The organism is Lachnoclostridium sp. An169, assembly GCF_002160525.1.
Taxonomy (GTDB): domain Bacteria; phylum Bacillota; class Clostridia; order Lachnospirales; family Lachnospiraceae; genus Mediterraneibacter; species Mediterraneibacter cottocaccae.
Map to the genome: position 1 here is coordinate 31,744 of NZ_NFKT01000016.1, position 20,722 is coordinate 52,465.

The following is a 20,722-nucleotide window of genomic DNA, read 5'->3' on the forward strand; positions in this document are numbered from 1 at the left end:
AGTGTGAAAGGAATACAGTTATGAGTTCGGTCAAATTTAGTGAGAGCGTGATTCAGAATGCGGATAAGATCGTTCATGAATGCATGGGACATGAAGATGCCTTCTGTATGAGCAGATGTCCGATGAGTACGGATGTAAAAGCGTATATCGGCCTGATCGCAGAACGCAGATATGAGGAAGCGCTGAAAGTGATCCGGGAGAAACTGTTCTTACCGAATACTTTGGGGAGGATCTGCGCGCATCCCTGCGAAAATGCATGCAGAAGAGAGATGGAATTTCACCAGCCCATGGCGATCGCTGCGCTGAAACGGTTCGCGGCAGAGCAGGCAGATGATGAGTCCCTGTGGGATCTGGAAACAGGAGCAGATACCGGCAAACGTATAGCGATCGTAGGTTCCGGGCCGGCCGGGGCACAGGCTGCGATCGACTTGAGAAAAGCAGGACATGAAGTAACGATCTACGAAAAAATGGATAAGGCAGGCGGAATGCTCCGGATTGGAATTCCTGTTTACCGACTGCCCAGAGAGATCATCGATCATGAGTATCGTTATCTGGATAAACTTGGCATAAAATTCAGATTTGGCGTCCAGGTAGGCAGAGACTGCTCATTTCAGGAGTTAAGAGAACAATACGACGCTGTATTGATCGCGGCAGGCGCACAAAAGGGTAATGTGATCAAAGTGCCCGGTTATGATGCAGAAGGAGTATTTACTGCAGTTGAATTTTTGAGAGAAGTAAATGAGACAAAAGATTTCAAGGCTGCGGGAAGAAGGATCATGGTGATCGGCGGCGGAGATGTGGCTATGGACTGCGCGCGTTCAGCAGTCCGGTTAGGAAATCGTGAAGTATATCAATGCTCGCTGGAGAACCTGGAGATTCTGCCGGCTTCTGATGAGGAGAGGGATGAGGCGCTGGAAGAAGGCGTTCAATGCAATTTCGGATGGGGACCGGCACAGATACTGGAAGAAAACGGAGCGGTGAAAGGAATCGTTATTCAGGAAGTCACCTCTGTATACGATGCAGAAGGAAGATTTGCTCCTCAATATGGAGAGAAAACGAAGACCATTGAAGTAGATACTGTTATTATGGCAACGGGACAGATCGTGGAAGATATTACAGACGGAGCTGTAAAGCAGATCGGAGGAGGAAGATATCAGGTCGATCCGGATACACTTGCCACGGAAATCCAGGGCGTATTTGCAGCAGGTGATGCGGCAGGCGGAAAGATCGTGGTAGAGGCCATGGCCCTGGGCCGTAAGGCGGCTGTCAGTATTGATCGGTTTGTCTGCGGCAGAGATCTGAAGGAAGACAGAGATCTGAAGAAAGAATGGGCATATGAAACAAAATTAAACGTTCCGCTTCCGGAAGGAACGAAAGATGAGCCGAGAGTACATAAGAATCTCAGACCGGTCAGTGAACGCATCCGGGATTTTGAACCGATTGACGCCGGATTCAGTGAGGAAGATGCGGTAAAAGAAGCATCCAGATGTCTGAAATGTGAATGCAGATTATGCATGAAAGAATGTGTCATGATGAATGAGTACGGCAGCTGCCCGGAAGATATTTTCGGCCAGCTCGCTTCTGAAGGAAAAATGGAGGCAGTGGTATCATATTCATGCAATGATTGTGACGGATGTACCAGAGTATGTCCGCTCGAGCTTCCGATCAAAGAGATATTCATGGAAGCGCGCAGAGATTTTGTGAAAGCAAACTACGGACAATCTCCGATGAAAGGCCACCGGGCGGTAAACATACACCAGGAACTGGGATTTTATTCCATGTATACAGCAAAAGCCTGTGGAGGTGAGAACGATGATCGATAAGGCAAAACATTATGGATTTATGCCGGGATGCAGTCTGGCTTCTTATAATCCGGAGGCTGTTGCAAAGACAACGGCATATCTGAAAAGCTGCCTGCCCAAATTCTCAGCGGTATTAAAGTGCTGTGGGAAACCGACAAAAGATATCGGACAGTACGAGCTTTTTCGGGAAAGATTTGCCGGACTGGAGCAGGATCTGGAAGAGGTACATGTAGAAGAACTGATTCTTGCCTGTCCAAACTGTAAAGCGGTATTTGAGAAGGAAAGCAATACGAAGGTGCGTTCTTTATGGGAGATTCTCCCGAAGACAGGACTTCCAGAAGAAGTCAGGGGAAAAGCAAAAGACAGTGATATGATTTTTACGATTCACGATTCCTGCTCCGCACGTTATGATAAGGAGGCGCAGGAAGGGATCCGCTGGATATTGAAGGAATTGGGATATCAGTATGTCGAATCTGAATACTCAGGTGAAAAGACGAAATGCTGCGGATTTGGCGGGCAGGTCAATCCGGCCAATCCGGATATGACGCGAAAAGTCATGCGGCGCCGTATCGAAACACTGGAGGATTATCCGGTTGTAGTATATTGCTCGACCTGTCGTTCTGCTTTCATGCAGAATCATGTTAAGGCATGGCATATATTAGATCTGATCTGGGGACCTGTTGTGCATATGGGAGATGAACCGGGATGTGATGTCCTGGAAAAACCGGACAATGTATGGCATAATCGTTTTGAGACAAGAAAACAGATGATGAAATGTTTTGAGTGAAAGTGTGTGATATGGAAGAGAAGATGGGGATGTCTGTCGGGAAGAGCAGACATCCCTTTTTCCCTTCCTTTACTTTTGGCTCCACTTAGAAAGAGCGTCAGCGTCTGTGACAGCTTCTCCTGCCAGTTCCATAACTTCATCTGTATCTAATTCAAGAAATTCGGCAATGGCTTCCGGGGACATGCCTTTATCCAGCTTTTTTCGGATCAGTTCTTTTAAAGCGGCACGCTTGCCCCGCCGTTCTGCGCTGTTCATCTGCGTATTATAATCATGAAGCGCCCGCTCCCTTGCTTCATACTCCAGGCGTTTCTGCTCATCCAGACTCAGTTTTTTCAGTTCGTTGTATGCTTCTTCAATATATTCATCTTTCTTTGCCATATCCTCGAACTCCTTCTTGGTCTTCCCACTTAAGAAGCGCATCCAGCGGATCACACCTTCCTCGTTCTGGTCTTCCTCAGGCAGTTTTTTCAACTCCAGGATATGCAGTTCCATAAGGTTTGTATACTGCTTTCCGGTTTCAACATCACAGAATGCGATCTTTCTGTAACAACGCTTATCCTCTGGAAAATGGATGAAATCAAGAATACTTACATGAATACAGGGTTTTAATGTTTCGTAAGGCTCACCCCTTTTGATCTGGCTGGTGTATACTTTGCATTCATAAAACAGGACCCGGTTTGTCCAGAATTCAAAATACGGTACCTGCATTTCCATGTTCAGTTTTGATCCGTCATCCAGCTCCACCATCACATCCAGGATTCCAAGCTTGTCGTCAGAGGATTCTCTGCGCAGTTCCGAGGGAATCAGGATCGTATTCCGGATTGATACTGGATCTTTCCCGAGGACTGCCGCGATGAAACCTTTCCTGACCTTGGGATTTTGCATCAGTTCTTTAAAACAGAAGTCCACTGTGGGAAGCATGATAAAGTTGTCATGTTCATTTTTACACATATCGTTTCCTCCCTTATCTTACCACGTTCTATATGAAAACACCACCGTTAATGTTTCGTCTCTTCTTTGGAGTAGGCCAACCATACCACGCTGGAAAGATTCTTTCAATAGCTGAAGCATAAAAAAACGAGTTATCAACAAACTTACAGGAGATAGAAAAAGTTTTCCGCAGCATGAGGATTCTTATAATGAGTTTCTGACAGAAGAGCCCATTAAATAAACCGAAATATGATATGTCCGATCAGGCTCTGGATTTTCACAATACAGAATGATACAATGAAAAAATAACGGAAAAGTTATTTGATTAAGCGGAAAATTTATGCAAAAAGGTGAAAATATGGGAGTGAAAATGAAGAAATTGTTGAGACAGCTGGATAAGCGCCTGATGTTCTTTATCTGTCTTACGGTGATTCCGGTTAATATCCTGGCAATTTTTCTCAGCTATGTGGCAATCAGGGAAGCCAGGGAGCGGATCGCCGTTTCTTACAGGACGGAATTTGAGATATTTATGGAAGGACAGCTTGGCAGTCTGGAAACTATTGACAGATGGTATGCAGGGCTGATTTCAGAAAATCAGCAGGAATTTATGGGAGCCGCAGAAGTGAATGAGGTAGCAAGTATTGTACTGGCAAATGAGGCACGCGAAGCGCTGAATTTGTATGGTATCAGCGGCTTTTTTTATCTGGAGGAGAAAAAAGAGAACGGGAAGATATATATGAGCTCTTCTTCTAAACTTGCAAATCCAGACGACATCCAGATGATGAAAACAGAACTGCAGATGAAGGAAAAAGAAGCAGGCAGTATGGGAAAATGGAAAATTACATGCCTTCAGGAAAGGTATTTTTTCCTTTCTTTTACCACATACCGTAATTACAATGTATGCATCGGTCTGGACTTTAATACAGAGGCTGAACAGTGGCTGATGTCAGATCATATGGAACAGTGCGGCATACTTTATTCAGATTCTGTGAACCAGATCTTCCTTCAACCGGGGAAAAACATAGAAATGTTCCCGGAAGATGCAGAAACCGGCAATAGCATGGGAAAAGAAAGATGGGAATCGGTGAGCCGCATCTCAAACGAAGGCTCCAGAATATACGCTGAGCTCTTCCATTATGGCAGATGGACTGCGACGCCTGCCGCTTATCTGATCCTTCAGTTTATTGCATGGCTGGGAATAGCAATACTGGCGCTTTTGTGGATACTGATCCGCAGACAGGCAGTTCATCCTATGAAGGTACTGGAGAACGGCCTCCAACAGTTAGAACAGCGCAATTGGGCTTTCAGGATAAATGAACGTGCGGCGACGGAGGATTACGATTATATTTATTGTAAGTTTAATGAGATGGCAGAAGATATCCAGATGGCCAGAGAACAGGAAAAAATGCTGTACGAGACTCAGCTTAATAATCTGAAGCTTCAGGTAAATCCGCATCTTCTTTTGAATTCCCTGAACATGATCTATTCCCTGGCGCAGACCAAACAGTATGAAGTAATCCAGAAATATACGATGAATCTGGTAGAATATTTCCGATACTGTCTGAGGGAAAATAACGATCTCGTTACAGTTAAGGCAGAAATGCGCTTTGTTGAAAATTATCTTGATATTCAGAAGATACGGTATCCGGGAGAAATATCAAGTGTATATTATATGGAAGAGGGTATTGAGAATGCTTTGATACCGTCACTCCTTATCCAGAATTTTGTGGAAAATGCAGTGAAATATGCACGAAAATCAGATGAAGCGATTGAGATACTCATCTATATGCGAAAAGAAGAGGATAAACTCTGCATTTCTGTAAATGATACAGGTGAGGGAATGGAATCGGATCTGGCGGAATGTCTGAATGAGGGAAAAATGTATATTGATAAAAACGGAGACAGGCACATAGGGGTATATAACTGCCGGAAACGTCTGGAGGCCTTTTACGGCGACAAAACAGAACTTCACATCAGCAGTACGGCGGGAGAAGGCACGCAGGTATGGATCACGCTGCCATTTACGGTGAGCAAAGATGAGATGTCCGATTTGTGTTAGTTTATGCCCGATTTATATCCATACAATTTTAAGTGGAAAAGAGATAATAAGCTTACCAAATACAAGGAAAGCAAAGGAGGAAATTGTATGAGAAAACAGTTCAAAAAGGCAGCGGCGGTCCTGCTGTGCACAGCAACGGCCTTGTCTGTTTTGGCAGGATGCAGTACGCAGACAGAACCGGAGCAGAGTGGCAGTGAGAAGGAAAACACCAGTGAGACGGATCACATTGTGGTGACTTACCTGACGCTGGGGCAGACTCCTGCAGATCTGCAGGAGGTGCAGGATGCTCTGAATGAGCGTTCGGTCAAAGATATCGGGGTGGAAGTCGAATTTAAGCCGGTATCGGCATATGATGCCATGTCCCAGTTCACAACATGGCTTGCCACAGGGGAACGATACGATTTGATGATGCCTCTTCTGCAGGATCTGAACACATATAAAGAGCAGGGGCTTATCCAACCGCTGACTGACCTGATAGCCGAGAACGCACCATATATCCAGCAGATGACAGATGAGGGCTGGACCTATGCGAGCAACAACACTATGGACGGGGAAATCTGGTCGGTAATGGCCGTGCCGAATGTGACAGGATCTGGCGGCGGCTTTGTGGTAAAGAAGCAGTATGTAGATGAGACGGACTGGGCTTACGATGAGAATAAAGTATATACTCTCGATGAACTCGGAGAACTGTTCGCAGCAATCAAGGAAAATCATCCGGATATGTATCCGTGTGGACAGACAGGCGCCACTGCAAGCTACGGATATGTAGGAATGTTTGATGCGATGGGCGGCGATCAGGCGACAGGAGTTCTGATGGATACGGAAAGTACGGAGATCGTTAATCTTTATGAGACAGATGAGTACAGAGATTATCTGCAGCATATGCGGGACTGGAATCTGGCGGGATATATTTATCCGGATGCTGCCGTGACGGATTCCAGCCAGGAAGAACTGGTGGATTCCGGGGTCGCAGCAGGCTATTTTATGGTAAGTGCCCCGGTACAGGCAGATGATTCAGAGTATATGATCCGTTTGACAGAGGTTTTCCAACCGACTCAGGCTATGGGAGGATGGGTTGTACCAAATACGGCGGAAGAACCGGAAGCGGCAGTGCGTTTTCTGAACTATGTATGGGAGAATCCGGACATAGCAAATCTGATCCAGTGGGGAATTGAGGGCGAACATTATGTAGTATTGGATGAAGAAAAAAATCTGATCGGTTTTCCTGAGGGAAAAGATGCTACAAACAGCGGATACTACAACACACTGGGGCTCTGGGGAGATACCAGGGAGGTATATGTATGGAGCGAGAGCCAGTCTCAGGAAAAGAATGATGCATATACGGAAGAAGCAATGAATAATCCCATGAAAGATATAGGAGTGCTTTACAGTCCATCGGCAGAAGCTTCGACGAAGATCGCAGCGATAACAGCGGTTGTTGAACAGTATGAGCCGTCTCTGGAGACCGGGAGCGTAGATCTTGATCAGTATTATGAAGAGTTCATCAATGCACTTAAGGCAGCCGGAGTGGACGACGTGATCGCTGAGAAACAGGAACAGCTTGACGCTTTCCTGAAAGGAAAATAAACCAATACAGACAGGAGATTCAGAAGAAGCGCTGTACAGAAAAATGAGGCAAAGAAATCATTTGAGGTGCGGCGCTTCTTTGCTATACGGAGGGAAAAGGCAGTGAGGAGAGAGAAAAGTCCGGAGATTCAGCCGTTCCTGAATATCTGGGATACAGATACTGAGGATGAGATCCGCAGCAGACTTCAGGAACTGAAAAAGATGGGGATCAGTTCCTTTGTGATTCAGTACGCAGCCAGAGAAAACGACGGACAGAAAAATTGGGGCATCAGCCCTTTTGACGAGAGATATTTTTCGGTACTTGGAAAGATATCGAATATATGCCGGGAAATGCAGATGACATATTGGACGCAGGATGCGGCGCCTTTTCCTACAGGAGCTGCAAACGGGGCGTTTCGACAGGAGGAATATTTTCAAAGAGGAAAGCTTTATATAGAAGAACGTCATACAAATGTGCGGGGACCGTTAAAAAGTGCCCGGATTGCAGCAGACCGGTTTAACGGACTGCTCACAGGCGGAATGGAAAATATTATTGCAGGAATGAAAAAGACCGGTCCGGAGAAAAACAGCCGGGCACGACTTCTTGGAGTGACAGCAATGCCGGAGACAGAGGAAAATGAATATGATGCAGGAAAGGCGATCAGCCTTACGGAATACCTGAATGAAGAAAGCGGCATACTTCAGTTTGATCTTCCGGCAGGTATATGGCGCATATTTTTTATCTTTGAGACACATATCGGAAACGGCAGGAAGTTTTACATGAACCTGTTGGATAAAGAATCCGTAAAAGTACAGATAGAAAAGGTTCATGAACTGCACTACAGCAGATTAAAAGATGAGCTTGGAATTACGTGGGAGGGATTTTTCTATGATGAGCCTGAAGTAGGAAATGTAGGAGGATATGATTTCAACTGTCTTCCGGGGGATGTGAAGGGGAGAACGCCGGCAGCTATGCCATGGAGCAGAGGGATGCCTGAAGCCATGAAGAAAAGGCTGGGAGAAAAATGGCTGGAGCTTCTTCCGGGATTGTGGTATGAATGTGGCGAAACAAGCCGGATAGTAAGATATCATTATATGGATGCGGTAACAAGAGCAATTCAGGAAAATTATAATGGTCAGGTTTTTTCATGGTGTCGTGACAGAGGTATCCGCTATATCGGTCATGTTGTAGAGGATGAGAATTCCCATACGAGGCTTGGGTGCGGAACCGGACATTTTTTCCGAACACAGCGGCATCAGGACATGGCGGGGGTGGATCTGATCGGAGGTCAGCTGCGGCCGGGGATGGATATGAAGGGGGTGTGCTGGTACGGATGCGCGGATGGAGACGGAGAATTTTACCATTATGGGCTGTGCAGGCTTGCCGCATCGGAAGCGCATATTAATCCGGAAAAGCAAGGAGGCAGCTTCTGTGAAATAAATGCGGTGTACCAGGAACTATCGAATGGGAAGTTTTATAAATTCCTTTTAGACCATTTATTTGTTAATGGGATTGACCATCTTGTGCCGGTGATCAGAAAAGCGCTTCTTCCGGAAGAAGGCGCGGTACTTTTCCGCTATGCCGGAAAGATATGCAGAATGCTGTCCGGAGGAAAGGCAGTGATACCGGCTGCAGTCCTGTACCATGCAGAGGCTGAATGGAGCGGGAGCTGCATGTATTTCCAGAAGGCAGGGGCAGTGCTGCAAAAGGAACAGATCGCTTATGATGTAATTCCTGGAGATGTATTTGTAGAGAGGGAGTATTATCATACCATGATTATGCCGGGCAGATTCTCGGTAAACGGACAGGAGTACAGGGCACTGATCATTCCGAAATGCAGTTATATCCGGGAAGATGTTCTGAAAGGCGTTCTGGAGCTGCATGAGAATGGGACAGAGATCATGTTTATCGACTCCCTGCCGGTCGGCTACTGTGAAAGGGCAGGGAATATCGAGTGGAAAAATAAAAATTTTTCTCCGGTACCGCTGCAAAAGACGGCGGTGAGACTTAAGGAAAAAGGAATATATGATGTCCGCGTTATAGGATCGGCCCCCTGGCTGCGGTATGCTCATTGGAAAAAGGAGGAAAGAGATTATTACCTGTTTCTGAATGAGGATGACAGAAATGGCCTTCAGACAAAAATCATTTTTCCCGGATCGGAACACAGGTATATAAGAAGGGTAGATGCAGAGGAAAATTGGATTGAGACAACTGGTGCCGGAATGGTGGATTTGTCTCTGGGCTGTCTAGGGAGTGCTCTGTATATTATCGGGGAACCTCTCCGGGAAGAAAAAGAACAGAACCATGTACCGGAGGGGACTTTGTCAGGCAGACTTCCGAAGATCGGGTGGTCTCGGGGAAAATGGACGGCAGAGTACGAAAAAGAAGGAACAAAGCAGATTCGGGAACTGGCGGAACCGGAAGATCTGGAAATGCAACAGGATATGATAAGATTCACCGGTGAGCTGGTATACAGGACGAAAGCTGTTTTTATCGGACTGCTTCCCGATTTCCTTAACCTGGGGGAAGTTTGTGACAGCGCTCATGTGTATATAAACGGGATAGATGCAGGATACCGGATTGCGGCACCGTACATATTTGATGTTTCTTCAGTGGTAAAAGAAGGAAGCAATGCTGTAGAGATACACATACAGCCTTCCCCTGCAAGAGGAATACCGGATATAAGAGATCAGGATATGGAATCTATTGTGAGTCCGTGCGCATATGTATGTATGCCACGGTTGGGGCTGATCGGACCGGTATGCTGGCAGAAGGCGGCAGAATAAAAAAGAGGTGATATGATCATGAATCTACTGATCGTTGATGATGAACAGCAGATCATTCAGGGAATTATGCAGGGAGTACAGTGGGATCAGCTGAAGTTTGACAGGGTATTTACCGCAAAGGGATACGATAAAGCTGTGCAGATTTTTGAATCCACGCAGGTGGACATTCTGCTTTCCGATATCGAATTAGACAGAAAAAGCGGTCTGGATCTTATTGAGTGGGTGAATGAACATTCGCCAGAGACAGCCTGCCTGATCTTATCCTGTCATGAAAACTTTAATTTTGCCCGCAGGGCAGTGAAACTAAAGTGTCTGGAATATATCCTGAAACCGGTTCCTTATGGACAGCTGACAGAAATTCTGCTGCGCACAAAAGCTCAGGTACAGTCTCAGCAGAATGCGGTATTACTGGAAAATTATGGGAAGACATATATAAAGCAGATGAAAGAAACTGCTGCACCGGAAGCAGGGGGGAATGCCGTAGAGGAGGCAGCAGAATATATTCATGATCATATTTCGGAGAATATAACGGTAGAATTTCTTGCGGCAAGGTCACATGTGAGCATAAGGCATCTGAACCGTCTGTTTCAGAGAGAGTTCGGGCAGTCTGTCGGAGATTATATGTCCAAACAAAGGATGATTTTGGCAGGAGAGCTCCTTAAGGATTCCGGAATGTCTGTAACGATGATCTCGGACAGGGTAGGCTATGGAAACTATTCCTATTTTACAAAGCAGTTTAAAAAATTTTACGGCATGACGCCAAGGGAATACAAAATGAAAGAGTCAGGCAACAGGAGAGGAGAAAACGATGAAAAGGAAAGAAAAGTATAAGAAGATACGATGGAAGTGGATGGTGCCGTTCTACATTATGATGATCCCGGGACTGGTCTATTTCCTGATTAATAATTATATGCCTATGGCGGGGATTGTAATGGCATTTAAGAAAATTGACTACAGCAAAGGAATCTTCGGGAGCGACTGGAATGGTTTGGCAAATTTTGAGTTTCTGTTTGCTTCCGGACAGTTCGGGACAATGGTAAGAAATACAATCTTGTATAACGGAGTTTTTATCATATTTAATACGGTGCTGGGAATCACAGTTGCAATACTGCTCAACGAAATCCGCGCTAAAATTGCAAACAGAATTTACCAGACGGTCATTCTTCTTCCATATCTGATGAGCTGGGTTGTAGTCAGCTATCTTGCCTTTGCCTTCCTGAGCAATGAGACCGGATTTATTAATAATGGTATTCTGGAAAAACTCGGACTTACCCAGATTAATTTCTATCAGGAACCGAAATACTGGCCCTGGATTCTCCTTTTTGTAAACGAGTGGAAAAATATCGGGTTCTCTATGATCATATATCTTGCCGCTATTGTCGGGATAAGCAAAGATTATTATGAAGCGGCAAGCGTTGATGGGGCGACAAGATGGCAGCAGATCACAAGGATCACACTGCCCTGTCTGAAGCCCACAATTATCACGATGTTTATACTGAGTGTCAGCAAAATGTTCTATTCGGACTTCGGATTGTTTTTTCAGGTTCCGAAAAATTCAGGGATTCTGTATCCGACAACTATGACGATTGATACATATGTATATAACGCGCTGATGAAGCAGAACAATCCGGGAATGTCGGCTGCGGCAGGTTTTCTTCAGGCAATCGTGGGATTTGTTCTGGTAATCGGTGCAAATGCACTGATCCGTAAGATCAGCAGAGAAGATGCGATATTTTAAAAGGAGGAGCGGATTATGAGTGATGTTATGTCAAAACAGGGAAAGATCATGCAGATTTGTTCACATATAATACTCGCGGCGATGTCAGTTATGGCTGTTGTGCCGTTCTGGCTTCTGATTGCAGCGTCCTTTTCAGATACCAATTATGCTGTGGCGGAAGGATATCAGTTTTTCCCGGAGGTGTTAAGTCTTGATGCCTATGAATATATTCTCCGTCAGTGGGCGCAGATCGGGAGGGCATATCTTGTGACTATTGTGGTGACCGTAGCAGGAACGGCGGCGTCTCTTATTATTGTTTCCATGCTTGCATACGGGCTGGCACAGGAAAAACTGCCGGGCGGGAAAGTGATATTTGCGCTTATACTGATCACTATGCTGTTTAATGGCGGGATTGTCCCACAATATATGATATATAACAATTTCTTTCATTTGAAAAATACAATCTTCGGGCTGATTATACCGAATCTTCTTTTAAATGGTTTTACGGTGGTGCTTGTCCGAAATTATTTCAGATCCAGTATACCGGGAGAACTTTCGGAAGCTATGCGGATCGATGGGGCGGGAACGTTCTACATATACAGACATCTGATCCTCCCGCTGTCAAAACCGATCCTTGCGACAATAGGGCTTATGGAAGCTGTGTCGTATTGGAATGACTGGAATAATGGTCTGTATTATATTACGGACAGTAATCTGTACAGTATGCAGCAGCTTCTGAACGAGATAAATAACAATGTAAATTTTCTTGCCAATAACAGTTCTATGCTTGGAGGTGTAGATCCGGGAGCTCTGCCCACGGCAACGATGCGACTTGCCATAGCAGTTATTGCGATTCTGCCGGTGTTGGCTGTTTATCCGTTTTTCCAGAAATATTTTGCAAAAGGAATTACTATGGGTGCAGTGAAAGGATAGAAAATGAATAAGGATAAATTTATGGTGAAGGAGTTTCCGGAAGAGGTTTTTTCCGTCAGCGCACCTGTATGGATGACCCGTGGAAAAAAAGGTGGTGCAATTATGCAGACATGGGCCGTATGTGGAAGCCGGTGCGTGCTCGCTGTAGACTCGCCGGCACCGGAAATCCCGGGACTGAGGGAATATATAGAAGATATTTTTCAAAAGCCTGCCATAATGATAAATACCCATGGTCATATTGACCATATCGGATGTAACAGACAGTTTTCTGAGGTATATATGTCCAGAAAAGACTGGAACCTGGCAGCGGGCGGCGGGATATTCCGCAGTGGGAAAACAGATACGGCGGGAGGGCTCCCTTATAAGCTGAACGACATGCCGGAAGGAAAAAGATTTTCCCTTGGAGACCGGAGCTTTACGGCAGTCAGTGTGCCGGGACACACAGCAGGAAGCATGGTTTTATATGAACAGGAGACGGGAATACTGTTCGGAGGTGATGCTATTGCAAGGCGGATACTGTACGGACTGTCTGACTGGACGCCTTTGGAACAATATAAATCAGGATTAAGAAAAATTGCCGGACTGCATATAACAAAGGTCTGTTCCGCACATGACGATTTCCCGCTTCCGGGGAATATGGCGGAAAGAATTCTGGAAAATATAGATAAATATCTGCCCTATACGGAGAAAGTATGGACATCTCCTGTAGACGGACGGATTTTTAAACAGATCGTGACAGAAGCGGGAGAAGAAAGCATAGACTATTTCAGTTTTGTGATCCCGGCAGACAGATGTGAGGAGAAAGAAAATGAAAGTATATGACCTGAAAACATTACATATGACAAATGCCTTTGGAATTGATCAGATTCCAGAGTTTTCCTGGAAGCTTTCAAGTGACAGAAAAAATGTGATCCAGACGGCATACCGGATTACGGTGAAAAAAGGCAGAGAAACAGTCTGGGATAGTGGAAAGAAAGAGAGCAGGGAACAGTCCTTTGTGGAGTATGAGGGAGAAAAACTGGAATCCGGGACAGTCTATACATGGAGGGCAGAAGTCTGGAATAATTATGGAGAGCAGGCGTGCGCAGAAAGTTCTTTTGAGACGGCGCTGCTTTGTAAAGAGGACTGGAAGGCATCCTGGATTGCCTCTACAGTTGAGAGAAAGCCGGTAACACAGTATAAATATGGAGATACTTATGCGCCGGTGATGTTCCGCAGAAATTTCCGGTTGGAGCAGAAAAAAATAGCGTCCGCCAGGATGTACGCATCTTCCTATGGAAATTACCGTCTGTACATAAATGGAGAGAGACCGGATGACCGGGAATTTGCCCCCGAGTTTACTGTCTATAATAAATTACTTTATTATCAGACTTACGACGTTACAGAACTGCTTCGAAGCGGCGATAATAAGATTGCCATGTACGTGGGGGATGGATGGTATTTCAGTGGTCAGACCGGTCCTTCTGAAAAGAAAGTGAAAGAGCCTTCTGTGATTTACCAGCTTGAGATTCGATATGAGGACGGCAGCAGGGAGAGAATCATGTCTGATGGTACCGAGCAGTGTGGGACGGCTTATATTTTATACTCAGATCTTTTTCAGGGAGAGAAGCAGGATCTCGGAAAGAGCGGGACGGAAGAGACGGCCTTTCCGGTCAGGACAGAAGATTATGGACATGAAATGCTCTGCGCCCAGCCCATGCCCCCGGTCCGGCCGGCTGCACTGATCCCGGCGGCAGAAGTGTTCCGGACACCGAAAGGAGAGACTGTCGTTGACTTTGGACAGGTACTGTGCGGAAGAGCCCGGATAATGATCAGCGCGCCGGAGGGAAGCGAGATCACTTTTGATTATTTTGAGATCCTTGATGAGAATGGAAATTACATTAATACCATGTTTGCTCCTCAGAGAGACATTGTGACTGCTGGAAAGACACCGATGGTGCATGAGGCGTTATTTACCTTTCACGGGTTCCGGTATATCCGGGTAAGCGGTATAGAGAATGTGAAAAAAGAAGATTTTACAGCAGTTGCGCTGTCCACGGAAAAAGAAAACTCCGGGGAGTTTGAGTGCTCGGATGAGCGTCTCAATCGGCTGTATAAAAATATCCGCTGGTCACAGCAAAATAATATGATGTCCATCCCCACGGACTGTCCCTCACGGGAAAAAGCAGGGTGGACAGGCGATATCCTGATCTACGCAAAGACCGCACTTATGAATGAAAATATGACGCCATTTTTAACCAGCTGGCTGAAAAATGTAGCTGCGGACCAGCAGGACGACGGAACAGTAATGATCACAACTCCGTTTGCCAATCTGTATTCCGGACTGGTGAAGGCACAGTGTGCTGCATTTGGAGACGACAGGCCGACAGGAGTAGCCGGCTGGAGCGATGCGGTTGTCTGGGTGCCCTATATGATGTATCAGGTGACGGGAAACAGGCGGATCCTGCAGGAGATGTACAAACCGATGGTAAAGTGGTGCGATTATATTATCCGCACTGCAAGGGAAAAGCGGGGATATCAGGACTTCCCGGAGGAATATGACCGGTATCTGTGGAACACGGGATTCCACTTTGGCGAGTGGCTGATCCCGGGTAAGGAAGACGGCGGGAATTTTGAGGACTGTAAGAAATCCTCCTACTATATCGCCCCATTTTTCGGATACAGGACGTTGACTATGATGGCAGAAATCGCCGGAATTCTGAAAGATAAGGAAAAAGAGGCGATTTACAGTGCCACGGCAGAAAAAATGAAACATGCGATCCGGATGACACTGTTTGCGGAAGACAGGATGCCGGAGAATCTGATGGGGGCGTATGTGCTTGCCTTTGCATTTGATCTGGTGCCGGAGCATCTGACCGGAACATATAAAGAAAGACTGATCCGTCTGATCCATGAGAACGGAGACTGCCTGGGAACAGGATTCCTTGCCACGCCGTTCCTGATGGATGTACTGGAAAAGCTGGATGAAAAAGAGATGGCCCATGACCTTCTGTGGCAGACGAATAGACCGTCATGGCTGTATGAAGTAGAACACGGAGCAACCTGTATCTGGGAAGCCTGGGATGCGGATGATGCAGAAAGAACAGGACGTTTTGTCAGTTTTGACCACTATGCCTTTGGCTGTGTGGACGACTGGATCTGTCGGAGACTCTGCGGTATCGATTCAGATACTCCGGGCTTCTCGCATATCATCATAGCTCCGGAAGATGATCGGAGACTTTCATACTGCCACAGGGTTTTTGAAAGCGAAAAAGGAAAGGTTGAAGTGACATGGACAGACAGATCCTTGAAGATCACTGTACCATGCAACGCATCGGCCACGGTGATTTGGAAAGGAAAACAGTTTGAGACAGGCAGCGGGGACTATTTATGGGAAATATAACAGAGAATACAACTTTATATGAATTGAATCAGGATGAAAGTCTTATACAGGTCAGAGATAAACTGATCGGCGGAGGCAGGCAGATGTTTTACGGAGAAATGGGCAATATGACACTTGCCCAGCTGTATGAAAAACAGCCAACCTGGTATGTGAATGATATTATCTATGGGATGAAGCGACTGCAGAAAGTCGCAAAGTCTGCAGAGCAGTGCGTTTTTTGTCCGGCTTCCGGAAAGGAAGAAAATGTTCATCTGATCTATATGCCGGCAGAGGAGCGGAAAACAGACTGTTTTGTTATCCTGAATGCCGGCGGCGGATACGGAGCAGTGTGCAGTATGGTGGAGGCCATTCCCGTCGCGGCACGTCTCAATGAAATGGGGATCGACTGTTTCTGCCTGAATTATACAACGGCAGATGAAGAGAGCATGAAGACGGGGCTGATGCCTGCTCCTCTTGACGATCTTGCATCGGCGTGGAAATTTATCCGGGACAACCGGGAGAAGTTCCGGGTAGATCCTGAAAATTACTATGTGGCAGGTTTCTCTGCGGGAGGCCATCTCGCCGGTATGTGGGGGACCGCACTGGGTGCTGCCAGATACGGGATCCCTCAGGCGAAGGGCCTTATCCTGGTCTATCCCCTGATCTCTGCCAGCGCATTGGAGGGGGAATTTAAGGATATTTTGCAGAAAGGGCTCACCGGAGAAAACAGTTCATCTGTGGATGTGGATGCATACAGCATCGAAAAAAATGTTGAGTCGGACTATCCGGCAACCTATCTGATCCAGTGCGAGGATGACGATGCGGTTCCGATCAGCCATTCATATATAATGGAAGACGCTCTGAACCGGGCTCATGTTAAAAACCTGGTTGAGAGACATGAAAAAGGTGGTCATGGCTTCGGACTCGGCTCCCGGATCGGAGACGGAAACTGGGTTAATAATGCAGTAGAGTTCCTGCAGATCCTGAAATTTGATATCGATGAGCAGATGAACCATTATCTCCGGAATCAGGAAACATCGGGGGCAGCGCTGATAGTAAGGAAAAGAGGAGATGTCGTTTTTCAGGGAACATGGGGATACCGTTCGCTGGAGACAGGAGAGAAGGCGGAATATGATACGATTTACCGGATGATGTCAATGACAAAGTTGATCACGACGACAGCGGTACTGCAGCAGATCGATGCCGGAACGATACAGCTGGATGACCCGGTGGAAAAGTTCCTGCCGGAATTTGCAGATAAGCGGGTGGCGGACGATCCGCGCTATGTGCTGGATGATCCGGATAACATGTTGAAAGTATTAGAATGGAGCAGAGATTTTGATGTTTCTGCTGTAAAAACCGTTCCATGTGAGAGACTGCTGACGATCCGGGATCTTCTTTCCCACTGTTCCGGTATTGATGAGGGAGTGATCGGCGTCCTTCTTCTTTTCACCAGGAAAGGAACGGACGTTTCACTTCAGGAGCGTGTGAGCAGATATGCAGAGTATCCGCTGGGATTCCAGCCGGGGAGCGCGACGGGATATTCCGCAGTCGGCAGCTGGAATATCCTCGGGCGGATCGTAGAGATTGTTTCCGGATGCCGATTTGAAGACTATATCCAGGAACATATCTGCAGACCGCTGGGGATGAAGGATACCACTTTTTTCCTTTCGGACAGTCAGAAAAAGCGCCTGGCTGATCTGTATAAGAGAGAGGATGGAACGCTGAAAAATATTACCGGGACAGAAGAAGATCTGTATGGATTCCTTTCAATGGAGCCGGAATCTTTTGAGGAGCCCTGTGGCGGCATTTATTCTACGGTGAAGGATTTTGAGAAATTTGCGGCTATGCTGGCAGCAGGCGGTGTCTTTGAGGGAAAACGGATCCTCTCTGAGAAGATCGTTCAGCGGATGCATCAGGAAGGTCCGGATAAGCACATAGAATTCCAGCCGGGAATGGTCTGGGGCCTGGGTGTTTTGATACGCCAGGATCCGGTGAAAGGGGACAGTTATGCTTCACAGGGGGCTTATGGATGGAGCGGAGCATTCGGCACACATATGGTTGTCAGCCCGGCAGACGGACTTGATTTTGTCTTTGTGACAAACCGTGCAGATCTGAACGGCTCGGGAAGTTATATCAGCAGAGAAGTGGAAAGAATGGTGTTCGGAAACTGGCGAGATTCATAGTGGTGCAAGAGAAAACAGCAGCGAAAGGATAAATAAAATGACAGTGAAAAATCATCAGGAATTTCTCCGGAAGATAGCGCCGGAGTGTATGGTTCTGCTGAAGTCAGATGGTTCCTTTCCTTTAAGCGGTCCGCAGAGCATCGCTCTGTATGGAAATGGAGCCAGGTATACGAAAAAGGGCGGAACCGGTTCGGGGGACGTTAATGTAAAGCAGTTTTTAAATATAGAAACAGCTTTGAAAAAAGCGGGTTTCGAGATCACAACAACAGAATGGCTGGACAGTTATGATGCGGCTTACGAAAAGGCCTGGAGAAAATTCCGGAATTCTCTGCGCAGGCAGATCGCGGAACAGGGACTTTCCGCATTTCTCTCCTGTATGGGGGCGGCCATGCCGGAGATGGAGTATGATTTCCCAATGGAAGCGGGCGGAGATGTATGTCTGTACGTTCTTTCAAGAAACAGCGGAGAGGGAACAGACAGAGAGGTGAAAAAAGGAGATTTCCTCCTCACAGACACAGAAATCCGGGATATCAGAAAGGCAGGGGAAAAATATGAAAGATTTCTGCTCGTCCTGAATGTGGGAGGAGTGATTGACATTTCGCCTGTAGTGGATGCGGCACCGAATATTCTTCTTCTGTCGCAGACGGGGATGATGACAAGTGAAGTCCTGTGCGATGTAATCCTTGGAAAAAGTTATCCCTCCGGAAAGCTTGCGTCTACATGGGCTGCATGGGAGGATTACTGCCACGAGGGAGATTTCGGAAAACAGGATGACACAAGATATCGGGAAGGTATTTATGTGGGATACCGGTACTTTGACACTGTATGTAAAAATCCCCTGTTCCCTTTCGGTTTTGGACTTGGTTACACTTCATTTCAGACAGAACTGCTTGGACTGGAGAAAGAAGCTGCCAGGATCCGCGTAAAAGTATCCGTGACAAACTGCGGAGAAAGAAACGGGAAAGAGGTTGTTCAGGCTTATGTCTCAGTTCCGGAGGGAAAGCTTGATCAGCCGTATCAGGTGCTCGCGGCGTTTGAAAAGACGGACGAATTAAAGCCGGGGGAGTCTCAGGTTATTTCCCTGGAATTCAATCTGAAAGACCTGGCCTCCTACTGCCGGGAAATCTCTGCGCGGATCCTGGAAAAGGGAAGCTACCGGATCTATATCGGGAATTCGAGCCGAGAAACAGTACCTGCGGGCACGGTTATATTGAATGAAGATATTATTACAGAAAAAGTCACGTCAATTGCAGACCAGCCGGATTTTATGGATTACCGTCCGGAGAAGAAATGCCAGTCCGGGCAGGCACAGGAAGAAGAACGCCGGGAGACGCTGTATATCACCAGGGAGGATTTTGCATCCTGTGAAGATATGAGGCAGATTTGCCCGAAAAAGACCGATGATGAAATTCTTGCAGTGATGGAAACAATGGATAACTGTGAACTTGCATACCTCTGTGTCGGTAATTTTCAGGACGAGGGAAATAAAAGTGTAATCGGGAATGCCGGAACCGTTGTGGTCGGAGCAGCAGGGGAGACTACCCGAATTTTTCAGGAGAGAGGAATCTCTTCAATTGTTATGGCAGATGGTCCGGCAGGCATCCGGATCGCGCCGAAATATGGAAGAGACGAAGAAGGCGTCTATAGTGTAGACGGCGGGAATCTGGAGGAATTGGCAGATATTCTTCCGGATGAGATGAGAAGATTATTCCTCCAGAAAGACAGGACAGAAAAGCGGAAGGGTGAAATCTTTGAGCAGTACTGCTCTGCAATTCCCGTGGGAACCGCCATAGCCCAGAGCTTCAGCAGAAAAGCTGCAGAACAGTGTGGAGAACTTGTTGCGGAAGAAATGGAGCAGTATGGTATTTCGCTCTGGCTCGCTCCGGCATTGAATATTCACCGGAATCCGCTGTGCGGACGAAATTTTGAATATTATTCAGAGGATCCCCTCGTAAGCGGGTGCATGGCGGCAGCAGTTACGCGGGGAGTCCAGAGCCGGAGCGGGTGTGGCGTAACTTTGAAACATTTCGCCTGCAATAATCAGGAACAAAACCGGATGCATTCCAACAGTATTGTTAGTGAGAGGGCGCTGCGGGATCTGTATCTGCGCGGATTTGAGATCGCTGTAAAAGATTCTTCGCCGGCTGCCGTCATGACTTCCTACAATCTGCTCAATGGCGAACACACTTCTTCCAGAAAAGATCTTTTAACCGGAATCTTGCGGGACGAATGGGGCTTTGACGGCCTCGTCATGTCTGACTGGGTTGTCACAGGCGTGGTGAGTGGAAAAAAGTATAAATATCCTTCGGCATCTGCTTCGGCCGCAGTTCGTGCCGGGAATGATCTCTTTATGCCGGGAGGAAAAGCGGATTATGAAGATATCATCAGAGCAACAGAACAGCCGGATGCTTTATATCCGGTTACAAGAAAAGATTTGATGACAAGTGCTTACCGGGTTTTAAAAACAGTGAAAAGGCTTGCACAGAAAAAAAGTGAATAATGTGAATAAGAAGTGGGGCATTGCCATAACTGTAATATCTGAACACGGTTAAGGCAATGCCCTGATTTTTAAAGGGCAATGGACATTCGAAGTG

The 20,722-nt window shown here is 46.6% G+C and carries 13 protein-coding genes; 12 read left to right on the forward strand and 1 reads right to left on the reverse strand.

The annotated features are described in order from the left end of the window. The first annotated feature begins 20 nt into the window (after positions 1-20). Positions 21-1,823 carry an FAD-dependent oxidoreductase gene (locus B5F07_RS12225; protein ID WP_087161573.1) on the forward strand — a complete coding sequence of 601 codons (1,803 nt, stop codon included), beginning with the start codon at positions 21-23 and terminating at the stop codon, positions 1,821-1,823. Continuing rightward, entirely contained in the window at positions 1,813-2,589 is a 777-nt protein-coding gene (locus B5F07_RS12230; RefSeq protein ID WP_204248842.1) for a (Fe-S)-binding protein, read from the forward strand. The genes B5F07_RS12225 and B5F07_RS12230 overlap by 11 nt, the downstream gene beginning before the upstream one ends. A 69-nt stretch (positions 2,590-2,658) precedes the next feature. Here B5F07_RS12230 and B5F07_RS12235 read toward each other — a convergent pair whose 3' ends face one another. Then, on the reverse strand, positions 2,659-3,540 hold the full coding sequence (locus B5F07_RS12235; RefSeq protein ID WP_087161574.1) for an Rpn family recombination-promoting nuclease/putative transposase: 882 nt from the start codon (positions 3,538-3,540) through the stop codon (positions 2,659-2,661). 349 nt (positions 3,541-3,889) lie between these two features. Between B5F07_RS12235 and B5F07_RS12240 the strand changes: the two genes are divergently transcribed. The 10 genes from B5F07_RS12240 to B5F07_RS12285 all read left to right on the forward strand — a co-directional run bounded on the left by B5F07_RS12240 (position 3,890) and on the right by B5F07_RS12285 (position 20,628). After that, positions 3,890-5,578, forward strand: a complete 1,689-nt coding sequence (locus B5F07_RS12240; protein ID WP_162613124.1) for a sensor histidine kinase — start codon at positions 3,890-3,892, stop codon at positions 5,576-5,578. Between the two features lie 87 nt (positions 5,579-5,665). Then, the gene (locus B5F07_RS12245) at positions 5,666-7,165 is read left to right on the forward strand and encodes an ABC transporter substrate-binding protein (RefSeq protein WP_162613125.1); all 1,500 of its coding nucleotides are present in this window, start codon (positions 5,666-5,668) and stop codon (positions 7,163-7,165) included. A gap of 102 nt (positions 7,166-7,267) precedes the next feature. Then, positions 7,268-9,931 (forward strand): hypothetical protein, encoded by a 2,664-nt coding sequence (locus B5F07_RS12250; protein ID WP_087161577.1) that lies wholly within the window; start codon positions 7,268-7,270, stop codon positions 9,929-9,931. A gap of 18 nt (positions 9,932-9,949) precedes the next feature. Continuing rightward, positions 9,950-10,762, forward strand: a complete 813-nt coding sequence (locus B5F07_RS12255; protein ID WP_162613126.1) for a helix-turn-helix domain-containing protein — start codon at positions 9,950-9,952, stop codon at positions 10,760-10,762. Continuing rightward, on the forward strand, positions 10,740-11,669 hold the full coding sequence (locus B5F07_RS12260) for an ABC transporter permease (protein WP_087161579.1): 930 nt from the start codon (positions 10,740-10,742) through the stop codon (positions 11,667-11,669). Before B5F07_RS12255 ends, B5F07_RS12260 begins: the two co-directional genes overlap by 23 nt. A 15-nt stretch (positions 11,670-11,684) precedes the next feature. Next, complete coding sequence (locus B5F07_RS12265; protein ID WP_204248843.1) at positions 11,685-12,581, forward strand: carbohydrate ABC transporter permease; 897 nt, start codon at positions 11,685-11,687, stop codon at positions 12,579-12,581. A gap of 102 nt (positions 12,582-12,683) precedes the next feature. Further along, a complete protein-coding gene (locus B5F07_RS12270; RefSeq protein WP_162613127.1) occupies positions 12,684-13,403 on the forward strand; it encodes an MBL fold metallo-hydrolase in 720 nt (239 codons plus the stop codon). Beyond that, positions 13,390-15,963: an alpha-L-rhamnosidase gene (locus B5F07_RS12275; RefSeq protein WP_087161581.1), complete on the forward strand. Its 2,574-nt coding sequence runs from the start codon at positions 13,390-13,392 to the stop codon at positions 15,961-15,963. Before B5F07_RS12270 ends, B5F07_RS12275 begins: the two co-directional genes overlap by 14 nt. Next, positions 15,951-18,128, forward strand: coding sequence for a serine hydrolase (locus tag B5F07_RS12280; RefSeq protein WP_087161582.1), 2,178 nt, complete (start codon positions 15,951-15,953; stop codon positions 18,126-18,128). The genes B5F07_RS12275 and B5F07_RS12280 overlap by 13 nt, the downstream gene beginning before the upstream one ends. Positions 18,129-18,165: 37 nt before the next feature. Then, positions 18,166-20,628, forward strand: coding sequence for a glycoside hydrolase family 3 protein (locus B5F07_RS12285; RefSeq protein ID WP_087161583.1), 2,463 nt, complete (start codon positions 18,166-18,168; stop codon positions 20,626-20,628). The last annotated feature ends 94 nt before the right edge of the window (positions 20,629-20,722 follow it).